We start from the raw sequence: 25,879 nt of genomic DNA on the forward strand, positions 1-25,879 counted from the left end.
TCTCACTGAAAAATCAGGATCCTCTCAAGGCAAAATCAGCCCGGCATCACAGTCTTTAGGTCCCGACAGGGCCACGTTCGGTTCATCGCGGCTCCCTCCCGTGACCGCATGATCCAGATCAAGGAGACACCGATGGCCGGCCAGACAGCGACCGCAGCGACCCCGATCCCGCCCGCCCCCGACCTCGCAGCCCTGAAGACGCGTCAGCAGGCCGCATGGTCCTCGGGCAACTACGCCATTGTCGGCGCGACGCTGCAGATCGTCGGCGAGGAGCTGTGCGAGGCGCTCGATCTCAAGGCCGGCTCAAAGGTGCTCGATGTCGCCGCCGGCAACGGCATGGCGAGCCTTGCCGCGGCGCGGCGGTGGTGCGACGTCACCTCGACCGACTACGTGCCGGCGTTGCTGGAGCGCGGCCAGGCGCGTGCCGTGGCGGAAGGCATGCAAATCGAATTCAGGGAAGCCGACGCGGAAAACCTGCCGTTCGACGATAACAGCTTTGACACGGTGCTCTCCACCTTCGGCGTCATGTTCACGCCGAACCAGGACCGCGCGGCCGCCGAGCTGATGCGGGTCTGCAAGCCCAAGGGCCAGATCGGCCTCGCGAACTGGACGCCGGAAGGTTTCATCGGACAGGTCTTCAAGACGCTCGGCAAATATCTGCCGCCTCCCGCCGGGGCCAAATCGCCGGCGCTGTGGGGAACGCGCGCGCGGCTGACCGAAATGTTCGACACTGATGCGCGTTCGATCCGAGCGGAATCGCGCCTGTTCAAGTTCCGCTATCGCTCGCCGGCGCACTTCCTCGATGTATTCAAGACCTATTACGGCCCGGTACTGAAAGCCTTCGCCGCCCTCGAGCCGGCGAAACAGGAAGAGCTGCATAACGATCTGAATGCGCTGATTGTTCGCATGAACAGGTCCGGCGACGGCACCATGGTCGTGCCCAGCGAGTATCTCGAGATCGTCATCACCAAGCGGTGAAACGGCGCGCCAGCAAGACTTCGGCGGGGCCATTCGCATGGCCCGCCGGTGGCGTCCCATATAAAAATCAGGAGCATTTCGATGACCAATGTGATTCACATCTCGCGCCGAGAGCGCGAAAAGGCTTGCGTCGTGGCGCTGCATTGCTCGCTCGGCTCGGGGCGCCAATGGAAGACGCTCGCCGATGAACTCGGGCGCGAGCATCCGTTCTTCGCCCCTGACATCTCGGGCTATGGCACCAACAGCTGCTGCGCGGTGGACCTGCCGCTGACGCTCGCGGAGGAAGTTCGATGCCTGAACGGCCAGCTCAACGACGCGGAGGGCCCCATCCATCTCGTCGGCCATTCCTACGGCGGCGCGATTGCGTTCAAGATCGCGACCTGCTCGGCGTTCGCGCATCGCCTGCGCAGCCTGACGCTGATCGAGCCGGTGCTGCCGACGCTTTTGTGCGAGAGCGACGCCGACCGCCGGCTTCACGCGCGTTTCGCCCAGGTCGCGCGTGACGTTTCCGAGGACCTCTGGAACGGATCGGCGCTCGAGGCGATCGACAAGTTCATTGCGTTCTGGAATGGGTCCGGTCCGCAGGATCCGCTGCCAGCAAGCGTGCGCCTTCGCATGATCGAGCGCGCCGACAAGCTTGCATTCGATTTCACCGCGGCGTTCGCCGAAGAGAATGTTGCCACCGCGGCGGCCTCGCTTCGCGTTCCGACGCTGCTGTTTTCGGGCGGGCTATCGCCCTACGTCACCCAACGCATTGTGCAGCGGCTCGGTGCGATCATTGATGGCGCCGAGGTCCGGCATTTGCCGGATGGCGGCCATATGCTCCCGCTCACCCATGCGTCATCAGTCAATCCCGCGATCGCAGGGCATATCGCCCGCGCGGACGAGCTGGCCGGCGTTCCGCTGGCGGCGGAGGCGGCGCCGGCCGAGGCCATCAGCCTGGAGCTCCGTTCCGATTAAATCGGAACGGGGCTCCAGATTCCTGATTTGACGCGTTTTCTTCGCGCGAACCGGCCTCCACCCCCGGATCAAGTCCGAGGGCATGCTTCGCTGGAAACGCTCTGCCGGAGGGGTGACTTCTTGGCGCTTGGCTGCGAGGCGCGCTTTCTGGTATCCAAGACCCTGAATTTGAGAAGGAATTGCCGATGCCCGCCTTTGCTGCGCGCGACCTTGCGCCGAAGCTCACTGCCCTGATTGCCGCGGGCTTGCTCTGCCTTTCCCCCGCCCTCGCCGCCGAAGACCCCGAGCCCGCCCCCAAGGGCGCCGCCGTCACCGTGCTCAAGGCCGCGAAATCCTGCTTCGCCAATATCGTCGAAGTCTCCGGCACCATCATTGCGCGCGAGGAGAACCAGGTGCGGCCCGAGCGGATGGGGCTGAAGGTCGCCGAGGTGATGGTGGATGCGGGCGACAGCGTTACCGCAGGTCAGGCGCTGGCGCGGCTGACCCTCCCCGAGGGCGGGCAGATCACGGTGCAGGCGCCGGTGGCAGGCGTGATCTCGGCCTCGACGGCTTCCGTCGGCGCGATGGCGTCGGCCAAGGGCGAAGCGCTGTTCTCGATCATCGCGCGCAGCGAGTTCGATCTGGTCGGCATGGTGCCGACACGCGACATCGCCAAACTTCAGGTCAACCAGACCGCGCGGATCAAGGTGATCGGCGCCGGCGAGGTCGACGGGCGGGTGCGGCGGCTGTCGACCACCGTCGAGCCGAACAGCCAGCTCGCGCAGGTATTCCTCGGCGTCACCACCAACCGCCGCCTGCTCGTCAATTCCAGCGGCCGCGCGCAGATCAAGACCGGGCAGAGCTGCGGCGTGTCTGTACCGCTCACCGCCATCCTTTATGGCTCCGCCGGCACCGTGGTGCAGGTGGTACGGCGCGCGCGCGTCGAAACGCGGCGGGTGGAGACTGGATTGATGTCGGCCGGACAGGTCGAGATCACCTCCGGGCTGCAGGAAGGCGACATCGTGGTGGCGCGCGCCGGCGCGCTGCTGCGCGAGGGCGATCCGGTGCGGGCGGTGACGGCAAGCGCGGATGTGAAGTAGGCATCCGTCGCCGCTGCGAACGCAGGGGCCCATAACCACCGGCGTTCGTTGTATGGTAAGATATCAGCGACCGCGTTTCACTTGATAGATCACGCGGTATGGGTCCCTGCGTTCGCAGGGACGACAGCAGTATTTCGCGCATGTATTACGTTTACATTCTCGCGAGCCGGCAGCACGGGACCCTGTATATCGGGGTGACCAATTCCCTTTCAAAACGGCTGGAACAGCATCGCAACGGCGAGGGCTCGTCGTTTGTCAAAACCTACGGCGTTTATCGCCTGGTTTACGTCGAGACCTTCGAGCGGCCGGATGAAGCGATTACGCGTGAAAAGCAGCTCAAACGATGGAAACGGGATTGGAAGATCGAGCTGATCGAGCGCGAGAATCTGGAGTGGCGTGATCTCAGCGATCTAATTGTTTGAGGATACCCTCGTCGTCCCTGCGAAAGCAGGGACCCATACGCCGCGGCCGGCGTAATGGGCAGGAGGGAAGATGGCTTCGCTTCAGCAATCTGCAGCGGTAGTTTGGCTAACGCAGAGCGTCTGCGACCGCGCGCTATCGATGAATCACGCGGTATGGGTTCCTGCGTTCGCAGGGACGACCGGGTGGAGGGAGCTGGCCTGCCCCTACCCGCCGATGCGGACGTCTTCCAGCAGCGACGACGACACCTGCGGCACCTGCTCGCCGTCGGAGGCGCGGGAGACGGAGATGCGGGTCTTGTTGAAGGCGCTTGCCGCGCCGGACTGCGAATTCAAATTGTTGAGCAGCTCGGTCACCAGCACGCTGTACTGGCCCTTGCCGTCATCGGCCACCTTGCCCGGCGTCGCCGAGGTCAGGATCAGCGCGTTTTCCGGCGTGGAGATCGGGGCGAGGCCATGGGAGTAGGAGCGGAAGCGGCGCTCATAGGGGTTGCGGCGGGAGGCGTCGACGACAACGAGCTTGGCCTTGGCGCCCTTCTCGGTCATCGCGTCCAGCACCTGTTCGATGGAGACGCCGTCGCGGCGGACGTCGGCTTCCTTCCAGATTGCGGCATCGACCGGGATCATAAAGCTCTCGCGGCCGACCTGGACGCCGTACCCGCCGAAGAACAGCATTGCCACGGTGTCCGGCTGGATCTTGGCCTTCAGGCGAACAATGGCGCGGGCCATGTCGTCCTTGGTGGCGTCCTCGACCACGTCGACGTCAAAACCCTTGGCTCGCAAAGCTGCAGTGAGGCCGCGGGCATCGTTGATGGGCTGGGACAGCGGCGCTGACGCATCCGGATAGTGGCCGTTGCCGATCACCAGCGCCACGCGGCTGGCGGACGTGCCGATCGAGCCGGTTTGTTCGCTCCCGATCGCCTTGGCGGCGTCGAGCGAGCGCTTGTTCAACGCTGCATGGGCGCCGATCGCCAGCGACACCAGGCCTACGAAGGCAACGGCAATGGTGACGGTGCGGCGGGAGATGCGGAGCTGACCGAGGTTCATCAGGTTACCATCCCAAGTTTATTCAAAGGCACCAAACAAGACCGCGCCAGTTAGTCGCGCCAGGACCGTTCAGGTTTGAAGGGGTTGCAAGGTGTGTGCCGTCGAATTGCGATCAATTTGCGGCACCGCAACAACCGGGCTTTTAGCCTGTCGGGCCTTCCCGAACAACCTCATTTGGTGCATGGAACCAATAGCCGCCCAATACTGGCGGAAGGTTAATTCCAGTTAAGTGACCTTGGTCACATTTGTATTTTTCGTGGATTTGTCTAGTTTTCAAGGGCTTGCGGGCCCGATCCGGCCGGCGGTGGCCGCGTTAAGCTGTATGCCATGCTTAACGCGACCCTCCCTTCACCGATCCGGCGGAAAGAAACTGCATGGGCTTCCACACCATCGCCGGCGCCGCATTCCGGGCGCTGACCGCGCGGAAAGACGGCCCCTCGCTGTACGACGTCTGCGATCCCGTGCTGCTGAAATACCGCGGCGGCGACCCCCATCTCGGCAAGTTCTATCGGACGGCGCTGGGCAATCCGGCCTTGCGGCCGCTGCTGCGGCGGGCCGGGCTGCCCGAGCTGCGGGACGAAAAACGACTGGGCGCCTTGCAGGAGGCCCTGATAAGGGCGCGCGACGATGACGAGCCGGACTGGGCCGCGGTCGGCGCCCCGATCGCCGAGCTGATGGCCGATATCGGCGTGCATCACCCGGCCCCGCAGAAGGTGGCGGCCGCCGGCCGGGCGGCCGATGGAAGCGAGATCGACCGGGTGATCCGCCGCTGCGGCGCCCATCTGCTGGGCTCGTTCGCCAAGAACGGCTTCATCCCGACCTATGCGGCCTTCAACCTGATCGGCGACCCCGACATGGGCGGGCGCGAGATGCTGACGGCGCTGACCGGGCTGAACTCGCGCGGCTACAAGAACTCGACGCTCTTGTTCAGCCTGGCGCGGATCTTCATCGCGCATTCGCCGGCCCGCGCGCTGATCAACCCGCCCTGGACGGGAATCGCCGAGCCGATGTGGCAGCCGATGCAGATCCGCCACCGCTCGGCCTATTACGACGCCTTCTTCACCGAGGCGCTGCTGAGCTATGTCGAGAGCGGGCTGGCATCCGCCGATGAGGCCGCGGCGTCGCGGCGCGCGATTTCGGAGATGGTGGATTTCTGCCTGAAGACCTCAGCCGAGGAAGTGTCCTCGCATGACGGCTCGACGGTGCGCGTGATCACCGCGCTGGCACCGCTGCCGCATCCGCGCTTCTCGCGCTTCTTCGCCCAGATCAAGCAGGACCTCGGCTTCGGCATCTACGTCCCGGATTGCGACACCACCGCGTGCTCATTCTCGGCGGCGACGCAAGCCGGCTCGACCGATCCGATCCTCGACCAGCCGCTGCTGGACTTCTACCGCGGCTATCAGGTGCGCGAGGGCGCCAACGAGCCGCGCGTCACCGTGCCGCTCAACGACAACATCGACTACGAGGGTGGCGTCGTCACCTGGATCGACAATCTCGCCGGCGACCGGCCCTACGGCAACGACCTCGATCCCACCCTCAATCTCGACATTCTCGAAGTCTCTTTCCGCAACCTTTCGCGCTGGAAAATTTTGGAGACGGCTTCGCGGCTGGAGACGGTGCATCGTATCATCGGCTTCCAGCGGCGGCTGGTCGAAAGCGGCGCCTTTAGAAATCCGCGTTCGCACATCTATTATTTGCCGGAACTCTACTCCGCCTATTTCGGCCGCTGCCATGCCGCGTTCATGGCGTTGCCATCAGCGGCGCGGCAGGCGATCGATCCCGACGGCACGTTCGCGTTCATCCGCGGCAAGGTGCTGGCCTATGTCGAGGGTGAATTGACCGCGCGCGAGATGAACCCGTTCGACGCCGCGCTGGCGCTGATGGCGCTGGCGCATCTAGGCGCCGATGTTTCGAGCTTCGCGCCGGCGCTCAACTGCATCACGGCCCATCTCGGCGAAGGCGGCAGGCATGGGCCGTACAAGGCCTATGAATGGAACAAGATGAAGACGCCGACGCGGATTCTGGTCGGCGGACCCGAGGTGACGTCGGCGTTTGTGTTGATGGGGCTGACGCTGGCGCGCGGCGTGATGGCGAAAGGTAGAGGCTGATCGTAGCCCGGATGAAGCCAACGGGTCGCGTGAATGCGCGCCCGATGACAGGCTCCGCGAAATCCGGGGCGGTGTCGCAGGCGGACGCGGCTTCCCGGATTGCGCTGCGCTGCATCCGGGCTACGATTCCGCAATGACGGGAAGTTGAAAGCGATGCGACGTTCCGGCGCTGGCAAGACGGCCCCTTTGTCCGCACTATCCGCATCATTTCGCTGAGACTGCCGATGAATTTACGGAAATTGCTGTCCGCCGTTTTGCTGCTGTCGCTCCCCGCCATGGCGCAGGCGGCAGATATCACCGGCGTCCCGAAAATCCGTGAAGGCGATCACCTCCAGATCGGCAATAGCCGCATCCGCCTGGGCGGCATCGACGCGCCGGCCGTCGATCAACTCTGCCTCAACACCAAAAGCGAGCGCTGGGCCTGCGGCGCCGCCGCGCGCGACGAACTGATCAAACGCTTCGGGGGCAAGAGCTGGACCTGCCATACCAGGGCCGTCACCGACCGCCGCGGCCGCATGGTGGCGCGCTGCGAGGCCGACGGCGAGGACATCCAGAAATGGCTGGTGTCAAACGGCTGGGCGCTGGCGGCTACGCGGATCTCGCGCGACTATGAGGCAGATGAGAAAGCCGCGCGCGAGGCCCAGGCGGGGATGTGGCAAGGGGCGTTCATCGCGCCATGGGATTGGCGTGTCCGCAACAAGAAGACGGCGATCCTTGGCGCGGTCAAGCCGCCGGAGAACGCCAGGGCAATCCTGCTGGCGTCGGCATCCGGTTCGGTGGCGCCCTCGCCCGACTGCACCATCAAGGGCAATGTCAACCGCTCCGGCGAATGCATCTATCACCAGCCGACAAGCCGCTGGTATGCGAAGATCGAGATGAAGATCTCAAAGGGCACGCGCTGGTTCTGCTCGGTCGAGGAGGCCGAACTCGCGGGCTGCCGCGAGACCAGACGGTAGCACTACAGCCCAGACGTGCTACCCTTCGGGGGCCTGACATCGCGGAGCGCTGGATGTGACCGACACCGATGGCGCGCAATCCCCGGTCAAACCGAAGCGTTCGCTGTGGAAGCGCGCGGCCTGGATCTTGCTGCTCGTTGTCATCGTCTACGGCGCCGTCGCCTATCTGATACTGCCGTTTTTCTGGACCCATTACGAACATCAAAAAGGCCTCGCCCAATTACCTATGGTGACGCGGACCGGTCAGGGCATTCCCGGCGATCCGATCAATGTCGGGCTGGTCGGCGACACCAAGGACGTCGTCTGCGCGATGCACGCGGCCGGCTGGTACCCGGCCGACCGGATCACGCTGAAATCCTCGATCGAGATCGTCGGCAGCGTGCTGCTCGACCGGCCCTACAAGGAGGCGCCGGTGAGCAATCTCTATTATCTCGGCCGCCGCGAGGATCTCGCCTATGAAAAGCCGATCGGGGCCAGCGCCGACCAGCGCAACCATGTGCGCTACTGGAAGGTGCTGGACAGCGGCGCGGAGAAGCGTCCGGTCTGGCTTGGCGCGGCCACGGAGGATCGCGGCGTCGGCGTCAGCAAATACACCGCTGCGGTCACGCACCACATCGGCCCCGATCTCGACGCCGAGCGCGCGCTGCTTGCGGCTGACCTGGAAAATGCCGGGATGGTCGAGGCGAAATATCAGGTCACCGGCATCGGGCCGACGATTGCGGGCCATAATGGCGGCGGCGACCTCTATTACACCGACGGCGAAATCTGGGTGCTGCGGCTGGTCGAAGCCTGCAAGAAACGCGAGGGGCCTGCGGTGACGATCCCGAGCCCGCCGGCGACCGAATTGAAGGATCAGATCTGGGCTGCCGTCGCCAAGGCGGTCGGGAAATAGCTGTGCTGATTGCCGTCGTTGTGAAGAGCAATGAGTGCAATTTGATCTATTTTGCAGCTCTGGATTGCTTCGCTGCGCTCGCAATGGCGATCTCGATCGAATATTATGCCAGCTGAATCTCACGCGCTCGATTCCGCGTGCTTGCCAATAAGGAAAAACAACAAATGACCGTTCGCGCGGGCCGGGAGTTTCTGGCCATCCCGGGACCTACCACCATGCCCGACGAAGTGCTGCAGGCGATGCATCGCCCGGCGCTCGATATCTATTCCGAACAGATGCTGGAACTGACCGACAGCCTGCTCGCCGATCTCTCAAAACTGTTCGCCACCAAGGGCAAATCCTACATCTACATCGCCAACGGCCACGGCGCATGGGAAGCGACGCTGTCCAACGTATTGTCGCGCGGCGACAAGCTGCTGGTGCTGGAAAGCGGACGCTTTGCGATCGGTTGGGGTCAGGCGGCGGCGGCGATGGGCGTCGAGGTCGAAGTGCTGAAGGGCGACTGGCGCCGCGCGATCCGTCCCGCGGAAGTCGAGGCGCGGCTCAGGCAGGACAAGGATCACACCATCAAGGCGATCGTCGCGGTGCAGGTCGATACTGCGTCCGGCGCCTATAACGACGTCGAAGCGATCGGCAAGGCGATCAAGTCTACTGGCCATCCGGCGCTGTTCATGGTCGACACCGTGGCTTCGCTGGGCTGCATGCCGTTCGAGATGGATAAATGGGGCATCGACGTCGCGATGTCCGGCTCGCAGAAGGGCCTGATGACGCCGCCGGGCCTCGGCTTCGTCGCCGCCAACGACCGCGCCCGCGAAGTGCACAAAAAGGCCAACCTGCGCACGCCCTATTGGGACTGGACCGAGCGCGAAGGAGCCGAGCACTACCGTAAATATGCCGGCACCGCGCCGGTGCATTTGCTGTTCGCGCTGCGCAAGGCGATCGACATGCTCCATGTCGAGGGACTTGAAAACGCCTTTCTGCGTCATCGCCTGCTGGCCGAGGCGGTGCGTCGCGCGGTCGCGGCGTGGTCCGAGGGCCAGGTGCTCGGCTTCAACATTGCGGAGGCCAATGAGCGCTCCAACACGGTGACGACGGTGACGATGAACGGCTTCGATCCGGCCGCGCTGCAACGCTACTGCAAGGACAAATGCGGCGTGGTGCTCGGCACTGGAATTGGCGATCTATCCGGCCAGGCGTTTCGTATCGCCCACATGGGCCATGTGAATGCGCCGATGATTCTGGGCACGCTCGGCGTCATCGAGGTCGGCCTCAATGCGCTCAATATTCCCCACGGCAAGGGCGGAACCGAGGCCGCGATCGAATATCTCGGCGAGAGCGTGGGGGCGTAAGCGCCGACCTGCTTATTTTGTAGGATGGGTAGAGCGAAGCGAAACCCATCATTACAGCCATTGGTCGCGGCTGATGTGTATCGCTTCGCTCCACCCATCCTGCGGCCTGCGTCTCTCACAATGCGAAATCACGCGCCCGTGCGCAATTGCGCACGGGCAGCAACGACATCGCTTCCCAACTCAACTCCCTTTCCCAACCCGTTTTTGTCCGTATACTGGCATACCAAGCCGGGCGCTGATCCGTGCACGAACAAGAGTGGGAGTGAGGCGATTGGCGTCCGTTGATTTGCGCGGCCTGACCAAGCGATTTGGCTCGCTTGCGGTGGTCGATAACGTCTCCTTGAAAATCGACCATGGACAACTGGTCTGCCTGCTCGGCCCCTCCGGCTGCGGCAAGACCACGACGCTGCGGCTGATCGCGGGTTTCCTCGAACCTTCCGACGGCGAGATCCATGTCGGCGAGCGGCTGATGTCGTCGAAGGCGCGCACGCTACCGCCCGAGCAGCGCAACATGTCGATGATTTTTCAGAGCTACGCGCTGTGGCCGCACATGACGGTGACGGAAAACATCGTCTACGGCCTGCGCCTGCGCAAAATGGAGCGCGACACCATCGCGAAGAAACTGGCGGCGATTCTGGCCACGACAAAGCTCGAGGCGCTGGCGCAGCGCTATCCCGGCGAACTCTCCGGCGGACAACAGCAACGCGTGGCGCTGGCGCGGGCGCTGATCGTCGAGCCGCAGACGCTGCTGCTCGACGAGCCGCTCTCCAACCTCGACGCCAATCTGCGCGAGGAGATGCGGTTCGAGATCCGCCGCCTGCACGATGAATATCGCTACACCACCGTCTATGTCACCCATGACCAGTCCGAGGCGATGACCACGGCCGACATGATCGCGGTGATGAACGGGGGCCGGATCGACCAGCTCGGTACGCCCGAAGACATCTATGCCCGCCCGGAGTCCGAATTCGTCGCGCGCTTCATCGGCGCCAGCAATGTCATCAAGGGCACCGCGCGCGATGCCAACCATGTCGCCTTTGCGGGCGCGACGTTGCAGGTGGTCGGCGCGCCGCTCACGGCGGGTGAGGGCGCCGTGGTCGCGATCCGCCAGCACGATATCGCCCTGTCGACGCAGGCGCCGGCTTCGCCCGGGAACGCCATCAAGGCCGTCGTGACGCGGCAGGTCTACCTCGGCGCCGCACGCGACTACATGGTGGAAGTGGCTGACGGCACCAGTCTGCGCGCCACCACCCCGACCGAGACCAACGTACAAAAGGGCAGCGAGGTCTGGTTGACACTGCCGCCCGAGCGCTGCCGGGCGCTGAGCCGCTAAAGAAAAAAGAAACGGGAGGACGCGATGAAGGGACGAAAACTTTCGCGGCGCGACATCCTGCAAGGCGCGGCCACGCTTGCCGCCGGCACCATGTTCGCCTCCCCTGTTTGTGCCCAGGCGCCGGAGCCGGTCGCGATCACGCCTGATCTGGTGGAGGCAGCGAAGAAGGAAGGCAAATTGATCTTCTATTCGTCGATGGACCTGCCGATCGGCGAAAAGCTCGGCAAGGCGTTCGAGGCCGCCTATCCCGGCATCACCATTCAGATCGAGCGTTCCGGCTCGGAGCGGCTGTTTCAGCGGATCGACCAGGAATTCGGTTCAGGCATCCGCGCAGCCGACGTGATCAACACCTCGGATGCGTCGCACATCATCACCTGGAAGCGGAACAATTGGCTGGCGCCATTTGTATCAGAGGATATGGCCCGGCATTTTATTCCTGAATATCGCGACCCCGACGGCATGTCCGCCACCTCGCGGATTTATTTGTCGTCGATTGCCTACAACACCAATCTGGTAAAGCCCGAAGACGCACCGAAGAGCTTTGCCGACCTGCTTGATCCCAAATGGGCAGGCAAGATGGTCAAGGGCCATCCGGCCTATAGCGGCACCATCATGACTGCGACCTTCCAGCTGGTCCGTGAACTGGGCTGGGATTACCTGGAGAGGCTGTCGAAGCAGCGGGTAATGCAGGTACAGTCCTCGACCGATCCGCCGAAAAAGCTTTCGCTTGGCGAACGCGCCGTGATGGCCGACGGCAATGAATACGGCGTCGTGCTGCTGAAGGAAGCCGGCCAACCGGTTGAGCCGATCTATCCGGCCGAAGGCGCGCCGACGATCTCGGGGCCGACCGCTATCTTTGCGTCAGCGCCGCATCCAAATGCCGCGCGGCTGTTCCAGGCCTGGCTGCACACCCGCGAGACACAACAATTCTTCACCGACTTCAGCGCGCAGTATTCGGTTCACGCGCAGGTGCAATCGAAGCCGGGGCGGCGGAAGATTTCGGACATCAAGCTGATGAAGGAAGATGCCGCCGGGGTCGAGAAAATGGCGGAAGAGATCAAGACGCGCTATGCGCGGTTGTTCAGGGTTTAGAACGATGGCTGCCGCGTTTATCCACGCCGTCATTCCGGGATGGTCCGAAGGACCAGACCCGGAATCTCGAGATTCCGGGTTCGCTTCGCGCCCCGGAATGACGGAGAGAGTTTTCGCATGACCACCATCACCACTACCGACGCCCCAAGATCCCACATCGACTGGACAAAACCCGTCCTGTGGCTGTTCGCCGCCTTCATGATCGTGCTCATCGTGCTGCCGATGTCGTGGCTGGCGGTTTTCGCGTTCACGGACAAGGCACGGCATCCGACGCTGCAGAACTTCGTCACGCTGTTCACCGACCCGGCGTTCCTCGATCCGCTGCTGACGACCGCGATCATCGCCACCACCTCGGCCGTGGTCTGCTGCCTGGTCGCAGCTCCGATCGGCTGGCTGGTGTCGCGCACCGACATGCCGGGGCGGCAGACGATCCGCGCGCTGGTGACGGCCTCTTTTGTCACGCCGCCGTTTCTCGGCGCGGTCGCCTGGGAATTGCTGGCAGCGCCCAACAGCGGATTGTTGAACCAGCTCTATCGCTATCTCACCGGCGCCGAAGATCCGCTGTTCGACATTTATTCACTGACCGGACTGATCTTCGTGATCTCCTGCTATACCTTTCCATTCGTGTTCGTGCTGGTCGCCAACGCGCTCGACAACATGCCGGGCGAGTTGGAGGATGCCTCCGCCATCCTTGGCGGCAAGGCCTGGACCACGGCACGGCGCGTCACGATTCCCTTGGCGCTGCCCGCGTTGGTCGCGGGCGCCCTGATCGCTTTCCTGCAGGCGATGACGCTGTTCGGATCGCCCGCGATCCTGGCGCTGCCGGCCGGCTTCCACACCATGACGACAAAGATCTGGAGCCTGTTCCAGTATCCGCCAAAACTCGAACTTGCGGCGGCCGCCGCCGTACCGCTGCTGCTGCTGACGATATTGCTGCTGCAGGGCCAGAAGTTTTTGCTCGGCCGCCGCGGCTTCTCCGTGGTCGGTGGCAAATACGGCGCGCCGCGGCCGATCGAGATGAAGGGATGGCGCTGGGTGGCGCTGGCGTTTTGTCTGCTCGTGCTGCTCAATCCTGTGTTCCTGCCCTATTTCGCGCTGCTCAACGCGGCGTTCTCGCCGAACGCGACCACGCTGGTGACGCCATCGACGGCGACCCTGCACAACATCGTGTTCGTGTTCACCGAATTGTCGTCGACCCAGCTCGCGCTGAAGAACACCGTGATCCTGGGCGCATCGACGGCGACCATCGGCACGCTTCTCGCCCTCGTCGTCGCCTATGTCACGACCCGGCGCGTGATCGCGAGCCATCGCGTGCTCGGCTTTCTCGCGACCGCCCCCGTCGCGGTGCCCGGCATCGTGCTCGGCGTCGGGCTGTTTTTGAGCTACACGCGACCGCCCTTCGTACTCTACGGCACGCTGTGGATCCTGCTGCTGGCGTTCCTTACCATCAATCTGCCGTCGGCCTATCAGCAATTGCAGGCGGCGTTCGCGACCATTCATCCCGAGCTGGAAGACGCCAGCCGCATCCTCGGCGCGACGCGGCTGCAGACGCTACGCCAGATCACCGCGCCGTTGCTGCGCACCGGCGTGATCGCGACCTGGTGCTTCATCTTCATCGGCGTGATGCGGGAGCTATCCGCGGCGATCGTGCTGTTCACCTCGCAGACCAAGGTGCTGTCGGTATTGATTTACGACCTCAACGAAAGCGGCGATCTCGCCGCCATCTCGGTGCTCGGCATCGCGATGCTGGTGATTACATTTGCGGTAGTGCTGGCGGTGAACCGGATTCCGGTGTTCGGCGGCGGCGCCGCGGCGAGGCTGAGGAATAGTTAGGAGCGGCTCTATCGACACGTCGTCCCTGCGAACGCAGGGACCCATAACCACCGCTCTTGATGGTGAAGTAAGCCGTCTCACGTTGTGCCCTTTACGCGGGCCGCGGCGTATGGGTCCCTGCGTTCGTAGGGACGACGGTTAGCGCCTCTGGTAATCCGCCACGTTCGCCCCGATATAAGGCGCACATCATTGAGCCATACGAGGACCGCGTGACCCAAGCCGCCGCCAAAAAGCCTGCCCTATCGCCGCCGATCGCCCCGCGCCGCCCGCACACCTTCACCACGCACGGCATTACGGTGACCGACGACTATGCGTGGCTGAAAGAGGCCAGATGGCAGGAGGTGCTGCGCGATCCCACGATCCTGGACCCGGATATCAGAAAGTATCTGGAAGCCGAGAACGACTACACCGAGAGCCTGCTCGGCCACACGGCGCCTTTGCAGAAGAAGCTGGTCGCGGAAATGCGCGGGCGGATCAAGGAGGATGATTCCAGCGTGCCCGCACCGGATGGCCCATTTGCTTATTTGCGAAAGTTCCGCGAGGGCGGGCAGCATGAACTGTTCGGGCGCACGCCGCGCGATGGCGGCGACGTGCAGATCGTACTCGACGGCGACGCGCTGGCCGCCAGCCACGAGTACTTCAAGTTCGGCAGCGCGCGGCATTCGCATGACCACAAACTGCAGGCGTGGAGCGCCGATACCAAGGGCTCGGAATATTTCTCGATCCGGGTGCGCGACTGGGTTGATGGCAAGGATCGCGACGACCTTGTCGAGGAGACCGACGGCGGCATTGTCTGGAGCAAGGATTGCAACAGCTTCTTTTACGTCAAGCTCGACGACAACCATCGCCCGATGCAGGTCTGGCGTCATAAGCTCGGCACGAAGCAGAGCGACGACACGCTGGTTTATGAGGAACAGGATTCCGGCTGGTTCACCCATCTGCATGAGAGCTCTTCCGGCCGCTTCTGCGTCATCGCCGGCGGCGACCACGAGACCTCGGAGCAGCGGCTGATCGACCTCGAACATCCCGAGGCGCCGCCGCGGCTGGTCGCGGCGCGCGAGGAAGGCGTGCAGTATTCGCTCGCCGACCGCGGCGATGAATTGTTCATTCTCACCAACGCCGACGACGCGATCGACTTCAAGGTCGTGACAGCGCCCCTCGCCGCGCCCGAACGCGCCAACTGGCGCGACCTGATTCCATATCGCGAGGGCGTCTATGTGCTCGACGTCGAGCTCTACGCCGGCCACATGGTGCGACTGGAGCGCGCCAACGCACTGCCCGCGATCATCATCCGCGATCTCGCGACGGGCGAAGAGCACGCCATCGCCTTCGACGAGGCGGCCTACTCGCTCGACACCATGGGCAGCTACGAGTTCGAGACCACCAATTTGCGGTTCTCCTATTCGTCGATGACGACGCCGGCGGAAGTCTATGATTACGACATGGCCACGCGGGCGCGCCTGCTGCGCAAGCGGCAGGAGATTCCGTCCGGCCACAACCCCGCCGACTACGTCACCACGCGCATCATGGCGACCTCGCATGACGGTGCGCTGGTGCCGGTCTCGATCCTGCACCGCAAGGATCTGGTACGCGACGGCAACGCGCCGCTGCTGCTCTACGGCTACGGCTCCTACGGCATGGCGATGCCGGCCTCATTCGCCGCCAACCGGCTGTCGCTGGTCGATCGCGGCTTTGTCTATGCGATCGCGCATATCCGCGGCGGCGCGGATAAAGGCTGGGGCTGGTATCTCGACGGCAAGCGCGAGAAGAAGACGAACTCGTTCGATGATTTCGCAGCTTCAGGCCGCGCGCTGATCGAGGCGAAGTACACCAGCGCAAAGCGCATCGTCGGCCATGGCGGCAGCGCCGGCGGCATGCTGATGGGCGCGGTCGCCAACCGATCAGGTGAATTGTTCGCGGGTATCGTCGCCGAGGTGCCGTTCGTTGATGTGCTCAACACGATGCTCGACGACACGCTGCCGCTGACGCCGCCGGAATGGCCGGAATGGGGCAATCCGATCGAGAGCGAAAAGGACTTTCGCACCATTTTGTCGTACTCGCCCTACGACAACCTCGCGGCAAAGGAGTATCCCGCGATCCTGGCGATGGGTGGACTGACCGATCCGCGCGTCACCTATTGGGAGCCCGCGAAATGGATCGCGCGGCTGCGCCCGACCATGAGCGGCGGCGGCCCGGTGCTGCTGCGCACCAACATGGGCGCCGGCCACGGCGGCGCATCGGGGCGGTTCAACCGGCTTGATGAAGTCGCGATCGCCTATGCGTTCGCGTTGTGGGCGGTGGGGCTGGCTGACAAGGCTGGGGTCTGAGTTGCTCCATCTCCCCCGGCGCTACGCGCCGGGGGAGGGAACCCGCAACTCGTTACGGCATGGTATAAGCCGTCTTGACCGTCGTGTAGAACTCGGCGGCGTAGCGGCCCTGTTCACGGGCGCCGAAGCTGGAGCCCTTTCGGCCACCGAACGGCACGTGGTAATCGACGCCGGCGATCGGCAGGTTCACCATCACCATGCCGGCTTCGGAATTGCGTTTGAAGTCGCTGGCATATTTCAGACTGGTGGTGCAGATGCCGGATGACAGGCCAAAATCGGTGTCGTTCGCGGTCGCCAGGGCTTCGGCATAATCCTTGACCCTGATGACCGCAGCCACCGGCCCGAATATTTCCTCGCGCGCGATCCGCATCGTGTTGGTCACGCCGGTGAACAATGCCGGTTGCAGATAGAAGCCGGGCGTCGCGCGATTGAGACGCTCGCCACCGAAGGCAAGCTTGGCGCCTTCGTCCTTGCCGATGCTGATATATTTGAGATCCTGATCGAGCTGGCTCTGATCTACCACCGGGCCGATATCCGTGCCGGCCGTGACGGCGTCGTCGACCTTCAGGCCGCGCATCCGCTCGGTGAGGGCCTCCACGAATTTGTCGTGGATGCCGGCGGTGACGATCAGCCGCGAGGCGGCCGTGCAACGCTGCCCGGTGGAAAAGAACGCGCTATTGGCGGCACATTCCACCGCGACCTTCAGATCCGCGTCATCCAGAACGACCAGCGGATTCTTGCCGCCCATCTCCAGCTGAAACTTCTTCATCGGCCGCGAAGCAATGCAGGCTGCCGCGACCTTCTGGCCGGTGGCCACCGATCCCGTGAAACTGATGGCCGCCACGTCGGGATGCTCCAGCAAGACCGCGCCGACTTCAGAACCGCGTCCGATCACGAGGTTGAGCACGCCCTTGGGCAAGCCCGCCCGGTGTAAAATATCGACCAGCGCCCAGGTCGAGCCCGGGACGAGATCGGCTGGCTTGATCACCACGGTGTTGCCATAGGCCAGCGCTGGCGCGATCTTCCAGGCCGGAATCGCGATCGGGAAATTCCACGGTGTGATCAGGCCGACAACACCCAGCGCTTCGCGCGTGATCTCGATGTCGATGCCGGGCCGCACGGAAGCGAGTTTCTCGCCCGCCATCCGCAGGCATTCGCCGGCAAAGAACGCAAAGATCTGGCCGGCGCGCGCGACTTCGCCGATGCCTTCCGGCAGCGTCTTTCCTTCTTCGCGTGACAACAGCCGGCCCAGTTCGTCCTTACGCGCAAGGATTTCGTCCGAAGCCTTCTTCAGAACGTCGTAGCGCAGTTGCGGCGTCGATCGCGACCACGTCGGGAATGCGGCCTTTGCAGCGGCAATCGCAGCCTCCGCTTGCGCGCGCGTGCCGCGCACCGCTTGACCTACGATGTCCTTGGTATCGGATGGATTGACGTTCGGCGCGCGCGCGCCATCGGACAACCATTCGCCGTCGATCAGATTGTTGAACATCAGCATGATGTGGACTCACTGTTAGAGAAAAAGCGTTCGGTGCCGGTCAGCGGACATTTTATCGCCCATTCGCCTTCCGCCAAGCGGCAAAATCCCTTGACGTCTGCTCGTCGGTTGCCGGATAGAGGCCAAGGATCGAGCGGCCCTTGCGGACCTCCTGCGTAACAAAATCCTCGAACGCGGTCATCTCGACGGCTTCGTCCGCGATCTCATCCGCCAGATGCGCGGGGATCACGATCACGCCGTCGCTGTCGCCGAGGATGACGTCGCCGGGAAACACCGGCGCGTCGCCGCAGCCGATCGGGACGTTGATCTCGATTGCCTGATGCAGCGTCAAATTGGTCGGCGCGCTCGGGCGGTGGTGATAGGCGGGGAAGCCGAGGGCCGCGATTTCGGCGGAATCGCGAAAACCGCCATCGGTGATCACGCCGGCGCAGCCGCGCTGCATCAGCCGCGTCACCAGGATGGCGCCGGCGGACGCCGCTCGCGCATCCTTGCGGCTGTCCATGACCAGCACCGCGCCAACAGGGCAATCCTCGATCGCCTTGCGCTGGGGGTGAGCGCGATCACGAAACACGTCGATCTTGTTGAGATCCTCGCGCGCCGGCATGTAGCGCAGCGTAAAGGCTTCGCCGACCAGCACCGCCTGATCGGGGCCGAGCGGGTGCACGTCCTGGATCATCTGGATGCGAAAGCCGCGCTTGAACAGCGCGGTGGCGACGGTGGCGGTGGAGACCGTCTTGAGTTTGTTGCGGGTGGCGTCGCTCAGTTTTGTCATAGCTTTCTCGCTTTCTTCGTCATCATTCCGGGGCGCTCGCGTTACCGAGCGAACCCGGAACGACAGGATCAATCAAACCGCCCCATGCGATTCCACATACAGCGCGTAGACCGAGTGGCAGCTCGTCATATAAAGGCGATTGTTCTTCGGGCCGCCGAAGGTGAGATTGGCGCAGCGCTCCGGCAGGCGGATATGGGCGAGCGGCTTGCCGGCGGGGCTGAACACCATGACGCCGTCGAGATCCTCGGACTTGCCCTTGAGCTGGAACACTTTTCGGCCGCCGACATCCGAGGGCTCCGGTTGCAGCGCGCCGTTGGAGCCCCAGCCGCACCACAGATTGCCATCGCGGTCGACACGGAAACCGTCGAGCGCGCCCTGGTCGGCAGCGTCGATCAGCTTGGTCTTGCCGCCCACCGTGCCGTCGTCGTTGACGTCAAAACTCCAGATGCTTCGGTTCGGCGTGCCCTTCCACTCCACGACATAGAGCTTCTTTTCGTCCGGCGAGAACGCGAGCCCGTTGGGATTGACGATGTCGGTAATGACGGCGGTGAGTTTGCCGTCCTTGGTGAGGCGATAGACGTTGGTGGTGGCCTGCTCGGGCTTTTCCTTCTTGCCTTCCCACTCGCCGTTGATGCCAAACAAGGGATCGGTGAACCAGATGGTGTCGTCGGACTTGACCACAATATCATTGGGCGCGTTCAGCCGCTTGCCCTCGAACTTGTCGGCGAGCACGGTGATCTTGCCGTCCTTCTCGGTGCGGGTGACGCGGCGGGTGACCGAATGCTCGCAGGTGACGAGCCGGCCCTGGCGGTCGCGGGCGTTGCCGTTGGCGTAATTGGCGTTGGCGCGGAAGACGCTGGTCTGGTTGGTCTTCTCGTCGAACTTCATGATGCGGTTGTTCGGGATGTCGGAGTACAGGAGATAGCCCCCCTCGGGGAAGTATGCCGGCCCTTCGGCCCAGCGCATGCCGGTCGCGACCTGTTCGACCGTCGAGGAATAGATCCGGTACTTTGCAAAGCTGGGATCGAGGATCTGCACCGCCGGATCGGGATAGCGCTGGTTCGGGGTGAAGGGGAATGATTGCGCAGCCGCGCTGCGGGCGAGCAGCGTGGAAGCAGCGGCGGCGCCGGCCCCTGCGAGCAGGTTGCGTCGATTCATATTCATTGGTCGTCCTCCCCTGTGATGCTTTTATGTTGGGTCTCTTCGTCTATCCACGTCATTGCGAGGAGCGTAGCGACGAAGCAATCCATTCTTTCTTTGTGCCGTGAGATGGATTGCTTCGCTACGCTCGCAATGACGTATTACCGCTAGACGTCCTATGGCTAGTAAATCGCAGGCTCCTCCACCGGCGCCCCAAACCCGGTCTCCAGAAAATCGAAGTCGCAGCCTTCATTGGCCTGCTTGATATGCTTAGTGAACATCCAGCCATAGCCGCGCTCGTAGCGCGGCTCCGGCGCCTTCCATGCGGCACGGCGCTTTGCGAGTTCGGCTTCCGGGACATCGAGGTTGATGGTGCGGGCGTTGACGTCGAGCGTGATCTTGTCGCCGGTTCGCACCAGAGCCAGCGGGCCACCGACATAGGATTCCGGTGAGACGTGCAGGATGCAGGCGCCGTAGCTGGTGCCGCTCATGCGCGCATCCGACAGCCGCACCATGTCGCGCACGCCCTGCTTCACCAGTTTTGTCGGGATCGGCAGCATGCCCCACTCCGGCATGCCGGGCCCGCCCTGCGGCCCGGCATTGCGCAGGATCAGCACGTGATCGGCGGTGACGTCCAGATTCGGATCGTCGATCGCCTTCTTCATCGAGGGGTAATCGTCGAACACCAGCGCCGGGCCGGTGTGCTTGAGGAAACGCGGCTCGCAGGCGCTCGGCTTGATCACGCAGCCGTCGGGCGCGAGATTGCCCTTGAGCACGGCGAGCGCGCCCTCCTTGTAGATCGGGTCCTTCACGGTACGAATGACGTCATCATTATAGACTTCGGCCCGCGCGATGTTGTCGCCGAGCGTCTGGCCCGTCACCGTCATGACGTCGAGATGCAGATGCTCCCTGATGCGGCTCATCAGGCCCGGCAGGCCGCCGGCATAGAAGAAATCCTCCATCAGATATTTATCGCCGCTCGGGCGCACATTGGCGATCACGGGCACCTTGCGGCTGGCCTTTTCGAAATCGTCGAGCCCGATGTCCTGGCCGGCGCGACGCGCCTGCGCGATCAGATGGATGATCGCGTTGGTCGAGCAGCCCATCGCCATCGCAACCGTGATGGCGTTCTCGAAGGCTTTTCGGGTCTGGATTTTTTCCGGCGTCAAATCCTCCCACACCATCTCGACGATGCGGCGGCCGCATTCCGAGGCCATGCGGATGTGGCCGGCATCAGCGGCAGGGATCGAGGACGCACCCGGCAAGGTCATGCCGATCGATTCCGCAATCGCCGTCATGGTGGAGGCGGTGCCCATGGTCATGCAGGTGCCGTAGCTGCGGGCGATGCCCGCCTCGACATCGACCCAGTCCCTGTCGGAGATCTTTCCAGCGCGCCGCTCGTCCCAGTATTTCCAGGCGTCCGAGCCGGAGCCCAGCGTCTTGCCCTTCCAGTTGCCACGCAGCATCGGACCGGCCGGCAGATAGATCGTCGGGAGGTTCATGCTGGTGGCCCCTAACAGAAGGCCGGGCGTGGTCTTGTCGCAGCCGCCCATCAGCACCACACCGTCGACGGGATGGCCGCGCAGCAATTCCTCGGCGTCCATCGCCAGCATGTTGCGATAGAGCATGGTGGTCGGCTTCAGAAACGATTCCGACAGCGACAGCGCCGGCAGCTCCATCGGGAAGCCGCCCGCCATCAGGATGCCGCGCTTGACGTCGTCGACGCGCGATTTGAAATGCATGTGGCAGGGCTGCGCGTCCGACCAGGTGTTAAGGATCGCGATAACAGGCCGGCCCTTCCATTCCTCCGGCGCGTAGCCCATCTGCATGGCGCGCGAGCGGTGGCCGAAAGCGCGAAGATCGTCGGGCGCGAACCAGCGCGCGCTGCGGAGGTCGTCGGGGTTCTTCTTGTTGGTCATGACTGGGTGCCCCATTTTTGGACGGTGTTGCGCTCGATCGTGCGGAAGATCAGGTTTTCCACGATCAGGCCAATCACGATCACCGTCAACAGGCCAGCGAACACCGCAGGGATATCCAGCAGGTTACGGTTTTCGAAAATGAACCAGCCGAGACCGCCCTGCCCCGACGACACGCCGAACACCAGCTCGGCGGCGATCAGCGTGCGCCAGGCAAACGCCCAGCCGATCTTCAAGCCGGTGAGGATCGAACCGAACGCCGCAGGGATCAGAATGCGCGCGACGTAAGGCAGGCCGCGCAGGCCGTAATTGCGGCCGACCATCCGCAACGTGTTCGACACGCTCTTGAAGCCGGAATGGGTGTTGAGCGCGACCGGCCACAGCACCGAATGGATCAACACGAACACGAGGCTGCCATTGCCGAGGCCGAACCAGATCAGCGCCAGCGGCAGCAGCGCAATCGCCGGCAACGGATTGAACATCGCCGTGATAGTTTCGAGAAAATCCGTGCCGATCCGGGTCGAGATCGCGAGAATGGTGAAGATCGCCGCGAGGATGATGCCGGCGGCGTAGCCCATGAACAGCACTTTCAGCGATGCCCAGGCGCGCATCGGAATGGTTCCGTCGCGCACCTTGTCGAACATTGTCAGAATCGTGTCGTGAAAGGTCGGGAACAGCAGCGGATTGTCGAGGACGGTGCCGTAGATCTCCCAGGCTGCAGCAAGGAGGATGATGATCACGGATTTGCGGACGAAGCCGTCGTTCCACAACAGCTCCGACACCGTCAGCTTGCGCTCGACTTCCGACGGAACGACCGCTGCCAAATCAGCCGCATCGCGCAGCAGGATTCTTGCCTCACCCATCGCGCGCTCCCCTCAGTGTGCCGTCACGGCGTCGGCGAACAGCAAATCGTGGATCTGCTTTTCCAGCCGGGCGGCGCTGCCGTCCTCGCCAGAGACGCGATCCACATCGATCACCTCGGCCTTCACTCGGCCGGGATGTGGCGACAGCAGCAGGATGCGGTTGCCGATCTTGATCGCTTCGGCGATCGAATGGGTGACGAACAGGACGGTGAATTTGGTTTCCGCCCAGAGCTGCAGCAGCTCGTCCTGGCAGGTCCGCCGCGTCAGCGCGTCAAGAGCGGCGAACGGCTCATCCATCAAAAGGATATCCGGCTCCATCGCCATGCCGCGCGCGATCGCGACGCGCTGCTTCATGCCGCCGGACAGCGTGTGCGGATAGGAGTCGAGGACGCGGGTGAGGCTGACTTTTTCGATATAGGCGCGCGCCCTCGCCTCGGCTTCCTTGCGCGGCAGGCGGCGCGTCATCAGCAGCGGAAACATCACGTTTTCCAGCACCGTCTTCCACGGCAGCAACTGGTCGAACTCCTGAAAGATCATCATCCTGTCAGCGCCGGGTTCGGATATTTCGCGGCCCGAGATGCGCATCTTGCCTTCGCTCGGCGTCATATAGCCGCCGACCGCCTTCAACAGCGTCGACTTGCCGCAACCGGAGGGGCCGAGCAGCACGAAGCGATCGGAACGATCGACCGTGAAGCTGACCCGCTCGGTCGCGGTCACCACCGCGCTCGAAGTCTTGTAGCGCAGCGTTACGTCACTGACATCGAGAAGCGCGGCCATGTCGATCAATTGCCCTTCAGGTCGTGCGCGACCGGCAGATAGTAATCGGTGAAGGCTTTTGGCATGGTCTTCAGCGTGCCGACCTTGAACAGATGGGCGGCGAATTTCATAGTGCCCTGCGGCTGCAGGTTCCATTCCATCATGCCGGGCTCCTTGAGCCACGCCAGCAGATCGTCGACGCTGGTCTTGTCGCCGGTGACTTCCTTGTAGATCTCGACCGCGGCCTTGGTGTCGCTGCGGATCAGGTCCTGCGCCTCCTTGGTGGCGTCGCGCACCGCCTGCACGATCTTCGGATTGGCGTCGGCGAATTTGGTCGTCGTGAAGAACTGCGCCTGGCTGAGCGGGCCGCCCATCACGTCGGGCGACGACAGCACCACATGCGCGCCGGGCACGTTCTTCAGTTCGAGGAACGTGAACGGCGGAATCGAAAAGTGATTGCGCACCTCGTGCTGCGTGTTGGTCAACGCCACATAGGCGTCGGGATGGCCGAGCTGCACGGTGTTGGGATCGAGCTTCGACCACTGGTCGGCGCCGAAGGCTTCGGCGGCCGCGATCTGCAGCACGATCGCCTGCGTCGAGACCTTGACGGTCGGCACCGCGATCTTGTCGTTCGCCCCGAAATCCCTGATCGACTTGATGTTCGGATCGCGGCTGATCAGCGTCATCGGCTGCGCCGAGGTCGCGACGATACCCTTGACGCCGCCGCGGGTGCGATCCCACAGCAGCAGGAGGTTGCCGGTTCCGGTGTTGAGGATGTCGACGCTGCCGGCCAGCAAGGCATCGGTTTGCGCGCCGCCGCCGCTCAAATTGATCCATTTGGTGGTGACGCCGGGAACGCCGAGGGAAGCCGCGTGCTTCTCGATCAGCCTGTTCTTTTCCATGATGTGCGAGGGCATGTAGAAAATGCCCGGCTGCCGCGACAGCGTCACCTCCGACTTCTGTTGGGCCGATACCTGAGAGCCCGGCAGCAACATGAGCATCGCAACGGCGCCCGCGCAGGCGCTCCACATCCTGTTTTTCATTGTGCATCTCCTCCGGCGTCTCGTTGACGCTTCCGGGGAGATGCACTAATGTATTAGTGTATCTGAAGCAAGTCCCTTCTGGAACGGCCGGTCGCCCGATGGCTCCCCCGAACACCGCCTCCCGCCGCGCAGCCCCGCGTTCCGCAGGCGGGCTCGATCGCGATCGCCAGGCCGCGCCGCAGGTGTTCGAGCGCCTGCGCGGCATGATCATCTCGCTGGAACTGCCGCCGGGATCGCCGTTGTCGCGCGCCGCGCTTGCCAGCCAATTCGGCGTCAGCTCGACGCCGATCCGCGATGCGCTGATGCGGCTTGAAGAAGAAGGGCTCGTCGACGTCTTCCCGCAATATGCAACCGTGGTCAGCCGGGTCGACGTGCGGCTGGCGCAGCAAGCGCATTTCCTGCGGCAGGCGGTCGAACTCGAAATCGTGCGTGGGCTCGCGATCCAGCACGACGGAACGCTCGTCGCCGAACTTCACGCGACGATCGCCCTCCAGCAGCAGTATGCCAAGGCCGGCGACTTCGAAAAATTCATGGCCGCCGATAACGAGTTCCACAGCCAGCTCTATGCGGCGGCCGACAAGCAGGACATCTGGGCGCTGGTGCGCAGCCGCAGCGGGCATATCGACCGGCTGCGCCGGATGCATCTGCCCTCGCCCGGCAAGGCGCAGGATATCGTGCGGCATCACAGACTGATCGCGAAGGCGATCGATGCCGGGGAACCCGACGAGGCGCAGAAGCACCTGCGCACTCACCTGTCAGGTACGCTCAGTGAACTCGCCCGGATTCGATCGCGCTACCCGGAATATCTCAGCAACTGATCCTTGCGGCCCTTTGCGGCCCTGCCGCATGCGCGGCGAATCACGTTCTCGGGCGCAAGGCCTCGTGCGTGTATGCCCGGCAACATGCGGATAACTGCGTTTTTATCCGGGCTTTTTTGACGGCTAATCGGAGCGATCCTGCCAGCGAAGCAGTTGCGACAACACGAGGATTCGGCAAAACTCGCAACCTGCCGTTGACCTGATTCCAAACGGGGCCCGGAGAATTTTTTACTTTGGCAAGAATATTGGTCGTGGATGACGATATTGCGGTCCAGATGACCATCCGCCTGTTGCTGGAACGCGCAGGCCATAGCGTGGTCACTGCCGATGACGGGCGAAAGGGCCTGGCATTGTGTCAGACCGGAGATTTCGATTTGCTGTTTCTCGACATTTTTATGCCGGGAATGGACGGATTTGAAACCATGCGGATGGTTCGCCAGCAGCAGCCGCAGCTTCCGATCATCGTCATCTCCGGCCGGCCAGTCTCTTCGGATGCAGACACCGCCCCGGACTTCCTGACCATGGCAACCAAGCTTGGCGCGGTCTCCAGCCTGCAGAAACCGTTCCGGCCGGCCGACCTCCTGGCAGCCGTCACGGGCTGCCTGGCAGCCGCCGGACGCGGCTCGCCATCGACCGGCGGTGTTGCTTCCTCCCCGTAATGCGCCATAGCATCCGATTCGTCCGGCGGCCCGCCGGGCCGGAG

Annotated in this window: 22 protein-coding genes; 14 read left to right on the top strand and 8 right to left on the bottom strand. The window is 63.5% G+C overall.

What is annotated here, in order from left to right; translation table 11 throughout:
* Positions 1–132 precede the first annotated feature (132 nt).
* The 4 genes from C7G61_RS35015 (at position 133) to C7G61_RS35030 (ending at position 3,439) form a co-directional block, all read left to right on the top strand.
* Entirely contained in the window at positions 133–978 is an 846-nt protein-coding gene (locus tag C7G61_RS35015; protein WP_108522299.1) for a class I SAM-dependent methyltransferase, read from the top strand.
* Positions 979–1,059: 81 nt separating this feature from the next.
* Entirely contained in the window at positions 1,060–1,938 is an 879-nt protein-coding gene (locus C7G61_RS35020; protein ID WP_108522266.1) for an alpha/beta fold hydrolase, read from the top strand.
* Positions 1,939–2,123: 185 nt separating this feature from the next.
* Positions 2,124–3,017, top strand: coding sequence for an efflux RND transporter periplasmic adaptor subunit (locus tag C7G61_RS35025; protein ID WP_108522267.1), 894 nt, complete (start codon positions 2,124–2,126; stop codon positions 3,015–3,017).
* A gap of 140 nt (positions 3,018–3,157) precedes the next feature.
* Entirely contained in the window at positions 3,158–3,439 is a 282-nt protein-coding gene (locus tag C7G61_RS35030; protein WP_108522268.1) for a GIY-YIG nuclease family protein, read from the top strand.
* A gap of 204 nt (positions 3,440–3,643) precedes the next feature.
* Here the strand turns inward: C7G61_RS35030 and C7G61_RS35035 are convergent, their stop codons facing one another.
* Complete coding sequence (locus C7G61_RS35035) at positions 3,644–4,483, bottom strand: caspase family protein (protein ID WP_108522269.1); 840 nt, start codon at positions 4,481–4,483, stop codon at positions 3,644–3,646.
* A 374-nt stretch (positions 4,484–4,857) separates the two neighbouring features.
* Here C7G61_RS35035 and C7G61_RS35045 point away from each other — a divergent pair, with 374 nt between their 5' ends.
* From C7G61_RS35045 to C7G61_RS35080, 8 genes are all read left to right on the top strand, one after another.
* Positions 4,858–6,591 carry a hypothetical protein gene (locus tag C7G61_RS35045; protein ID WP_108522271.1) on the top strand — a complete coding sequence of 578 codons (1,734 nt, stop codon included), beginning with the start codon at positions 4,858–4,860 and terminating at the stop codon, positions 6,589–6,591.
* A 224-nt stretch (positions 6,592–6,815) separates the two neighbouring features.
* Complete coding sequence (locus C7G61_RS35050; RefSeq protein ID WP_108522272.1) at positions 6,816–7,547, top strand: thermonuclease family protein; 732 nt, start codon at positions 6,816–6,818, stop codon at positions 7,545–7,547.
* Positions 7,548–7,602: 55 nt separating this feature from the next.
* Entirely contained in the window at positions 7,603–8,439 is an 837-nt protein-coding gene (locus C7G61_RS35055) for an LssY C-terminal domain-containing protein (RefSeq protein WP_108522273.1), read from the top strand.
* Between the two features lie 164 nt (positions 8,440–8,603).
* Entirely contained in the window at positions 8,604–9,788 is a 1,185-nt protein-coding gene (locus C7G61_RS35060) for a pyridoxal-phosphate-dependent aminotransferase family protein (RefSeq protein ID WP_108522274.1), read from the top strand.
* Positions 9,789–10,050: 262 nt separating this feature from the next.
* Positions 10,051–11,121 (top strand): ABC transporter ATP-binding protein, encoded by a 1,071-nt coding sequence (locus C7G61_RS35065; RefSeq protein ID WP_244608603.1) that lies wholly within the window; start codon positions 10,051–10,053, stop codon positions 11,119–11,121.
* 24 nt (positions 11,122–11,145) lie between these two features.
* The gene (locus C7G61_RS35070; RefSeq protein WP_108522276.1) at positions 11,146–12,213 is read left to right on the top strand and encodes an ABC transporter substrate-binding protein; all 1,068 of its coding nucleotides are present in this window, start codon (positions 11,146–11,148) and stop codon (positions 12,211–12,213) included.
* A 117-nt stretch (positions 12,214–12,330) separates the two neighbouring features.
* A complete protein-coding gene (locus tag C7G61_RS35075; protein WP_108522277.1) occupies positions 12,331–14,046 on the top strand; it encodes an ABC transporter permease in 1,716 nt (571 codons plus the stop codon).
* Positions 14,047–14,255: 209 nt separating this feature from the next.
* Positions 14,256–16,373 (top strand): S9 family peptidase, encoded by a 2,118-nt coding sequence (locus tag C7G61_RS35080; protein WP_108522278.1) that lies wholly within the window; start codon positions 14,256–14,258, stop codon positions 16,371–16,373.
* A 52-nt stretch (positions 16,374–16,425) separates the two neighbouring features.
* On the opposite strand, the gene C7G61_RS35085 is transcribed toward C7G61_RS35080, so the two are convergent.
* From C7G61_RS35085 to C7G61_RS35115, 7 genes are all read right to left on the bottom strand, one after another.
* Positions 16,426–17,868: an aldehyde dehydrogenase family protein gene (locus C7G61_RS35085; RefSeq protein WP_108522279.1), complete on the bottom strand. Its 1,443-nt coding sequence runs from the start codon at positions 17,866–17,868 to the stop codon at positions 16,426–16,428.
* Positions 17,869–17,920: 52 nt separating this feature from the next.
* Positions 17,921–18,640: a ribonuclease activity regulator RraA gene (locus C7G61_RS35090; protein ID WP_108522280.1), complete on the bottom strand. Its 720-nt coding sequence runs from the start codon at positions 18,638–18,640 to the stop codon at positions 17,921–17,923.
* A 72-nt stretch (positions 18,641–18,712) separates the two neighbouring features.
* Positions 18,713–19,804 carry an SMP-30/gluconolactonase/LRE family protein gene (locus tag C7G61_RS35095; protein WP_108522281.1) on the bottom strand — a complete coding sequence of 364 codons (1,092 nt, stop codon included), beginning with the start codon at positions 19,802–19,804 and terminating at the stop codon, positions 18,713–18,715.
* 158 nt (positions 19,805–19,962) lie between these two features.
* Positions 19,963–21,699 carry an L-arabinonate dehydratase gene (gene araD / locus C7G61_RS35100; RefSeq protein WP_108522282.1) on the bottom strand — a complete coding sequence of 579 codons (1,737 nt, stop codon included), beginning with the start codon at positions 21,697–21,699 and terminating at the stop codon, positions 19,963–19,965.
* On the bottom strand, positions 21,696–22,559 hold the full coding sequence (locus C7G61_RS35105; protein ID WP_108522283.1) for an ABC transporter permease: 864 nt from the start codon (positions 22,557–22,559) through the stop codon (positions 21,696–21,698). Before C7G61_RS35105 ends, araD begins: the two co-directional genes overlap by 4 nt.
* Positions 22,560–22,571: 12 nt before the next feature.
* Entirely contained in the window at positions 22,572–23,336 is a 765-nt protein-coding gene (locus C7G61_RS35110; protein WP_108522300.1) for an ABC transporter ATP-binding protein, read from the bottom strand.
* A gap of 5 nt (positions 23,337–23,341) precedes the next feature.
* On the bottom strand, positions 23,342–24,346 hold the full coding sequence (locus C7G61_RS35115) for an ABC transporter substrate-binding protein (RefSeq protein ID WP_420836818.1): 1,005 nt from the start codon (positions 24,344–24,346) through the stop codon (positions 23,342–23,344).
* Positions 24,347–24,456: 110 nt separating this feature from the next.
* Between C7G61_RS35115 and C7G61_RS35120 the strand changes: the two genes are divergently transcribed.
* A complete protein-coding gene (locus C7G61_RS35120; protein ID WP_108522285.1) occupies positions 24,457–25,176 on the top strand; it encodes a GntR family transcriptional regulator in 720 nt (239 codons plus the stop codon).
* Positions 25,177–25,409: 233 nt separating this feature from the next.
* Positions 25,410–25,835: a response regulator gene (locus C7G61_RS35125; RefSeq protein WP_108522286.1), complete on the top strand. Its 426-nt coding sequence runs from the start codon at positions 25,410–25,412 to the stop codon at positions 25,833–25,835.
* Positions 25,836–25,879 lie beyond the last annotated feature (44 nt).

The sequence above is a fragment of the Bradyrhizobium algeriense genome (genome assembly GCF_003062295.1).
GTDB lineage: Bacteria > Pseudomonadota > Alphaproteobacteria > Rhizobiales > Xanthobacteraceae > Bradyrhizobium > Bradyrhizobium algeriense.

What these genes read in the sequence shown, in the direction of transcription:
- C7G61_RS35105 (WP_108522283.1), bottom strand. Translation starts at nt 22,559, where the DNA reads ATGGGTGAGGCAAGAATCCTGCTGCGCGATGCGGCTGATTTGGCAGCG.
- C7G61_RS35120 (WP_108522285.1), top strand. Translation starts at nt 24,457, where the DNA reads ATGGCTCCCCCGAACACCGCCTCCCGCCGCGCAGCCCCGCGTTCCGCA.
- C7G61_RS35030 (WP_108522268.1), top strand. Translation starts at nt 3,158, where the DNA reads ATGTATTACGTTTACATTCTCGCGAGCCGGCAGCACGGGACCCTGTAT.
- C7G61_RS35115 (WP_420836818.1), bottom strand. Translation starts at nt 24,346, where the DNA reads ATGTGGAGCGCCTGCGCGGGCGCCGTTGCGATGCTCATGTTGCTGCCG.
- C7G61_RS35015 (WP_108522299.1), top strand. Translation starts at nt 133, where the DNA reads ATGGCCGGCCAGACAGCGACCGCAGCGACCCCGATCCCGCCCGCCCCC.
- C7G61_RS35075 (WP_108522277.1), top strand. Translation starts at nt 12,331, where the DNA reads ATGACCACCATCACCACTACCGACGCCCCAAGATCCCACATCGACTGG.
- C7G61_RS35045 (WP_108522271.1), top strand. Translation starts at nt 4,858, where the DNA reads ATGGGCTTCCACACCATCGCCGGCGCCGCATTCCGGGCGCTGACCGCG.
- C7G61_RS35025 (WP_108522267.1), top strand. Translation starts at nt 2,124, where the DNA reads ATGCCCGCCTTTGCTGCGCGCGACCTTGCGCCGAAGCTCACTGCCCTG.
- C7G61_RS35060 (WP_108522274.1), top strand. Translation starts at nt 8,604, where the DNA reads ATGACCGTTCGCGCGGGCCGGGAGTTTCTGGCCATCCCGGGACCTACC.
- araD (WP_108522282.1), bottom strand. Translation starts at nt 21,699, where the DNA reads ATGACCAACAAGAAGAACCCCGACGACCTCCGCAGCGCGCGCTGGTTC.
- C7G61_RS35110 (WP_108522300.1), bottom strand. Translation starts at nt 23,336, where the DNA reads ATGGCCGCGCTTCTCGATGTCAGTGACGTAACGCTGCGCTACAAGACT.
- C7G61_RS35095 (WP_108522281.1), bottom strand. Translation starts at nt 19,804, where the DNA reads ATGAATATGAATCGACGCAACCTGCTCGCAGGGGCCGGCGCCGCCGCT.
- C7G61_RS35085 (WP_108522279.1), bottom strand. Translation starts at nt 17,868, where the DNA reads ATGCTGATGTTCAACAATCTGATCGACGGCGAATGGTTGTCCGATGGC.
- C7G61_RS35090 (WP_108522280.1), bottom strand. Translation starts at nt 18,640, where the DNA reads ATGACAAAACTGAGCGACGCCACCCGCAACAAACTCAAGACGGTCTCC.
- C7G61_RS35050 (WP_108522272.1), top strand. Translation starts at nt 6,816, where the DNA reads ATGAATTTACGGAAATTGCTGTCCGCCGTTTTGCTGCTGTCGCTCCCC.
- C7G61_RS35070 (WP_108522276.1), top strand. Translation starts at nt 11,146, where the DNA reads ATGAAGGGACGAAAACTTTCGCGGCGCGACATCCTGCAAGGCGCGGCC.
- C7G61_RS35020 (WP_108522266.1), top strand. Translation starts at nt 1,060, where the DNA reads ATGACCAATGTGATTCACATCTCGCGCCGAGAGCGCGAAAAGGCTTGC.
- C7G61_RS35035 (WP_108522269.1), bottom strand. Translation starts at nt 4,483, where the DNA reads ATGAACCTCGGTCAGCTCCGCATCTCCCGCCGCACCGTCACCATTGCC.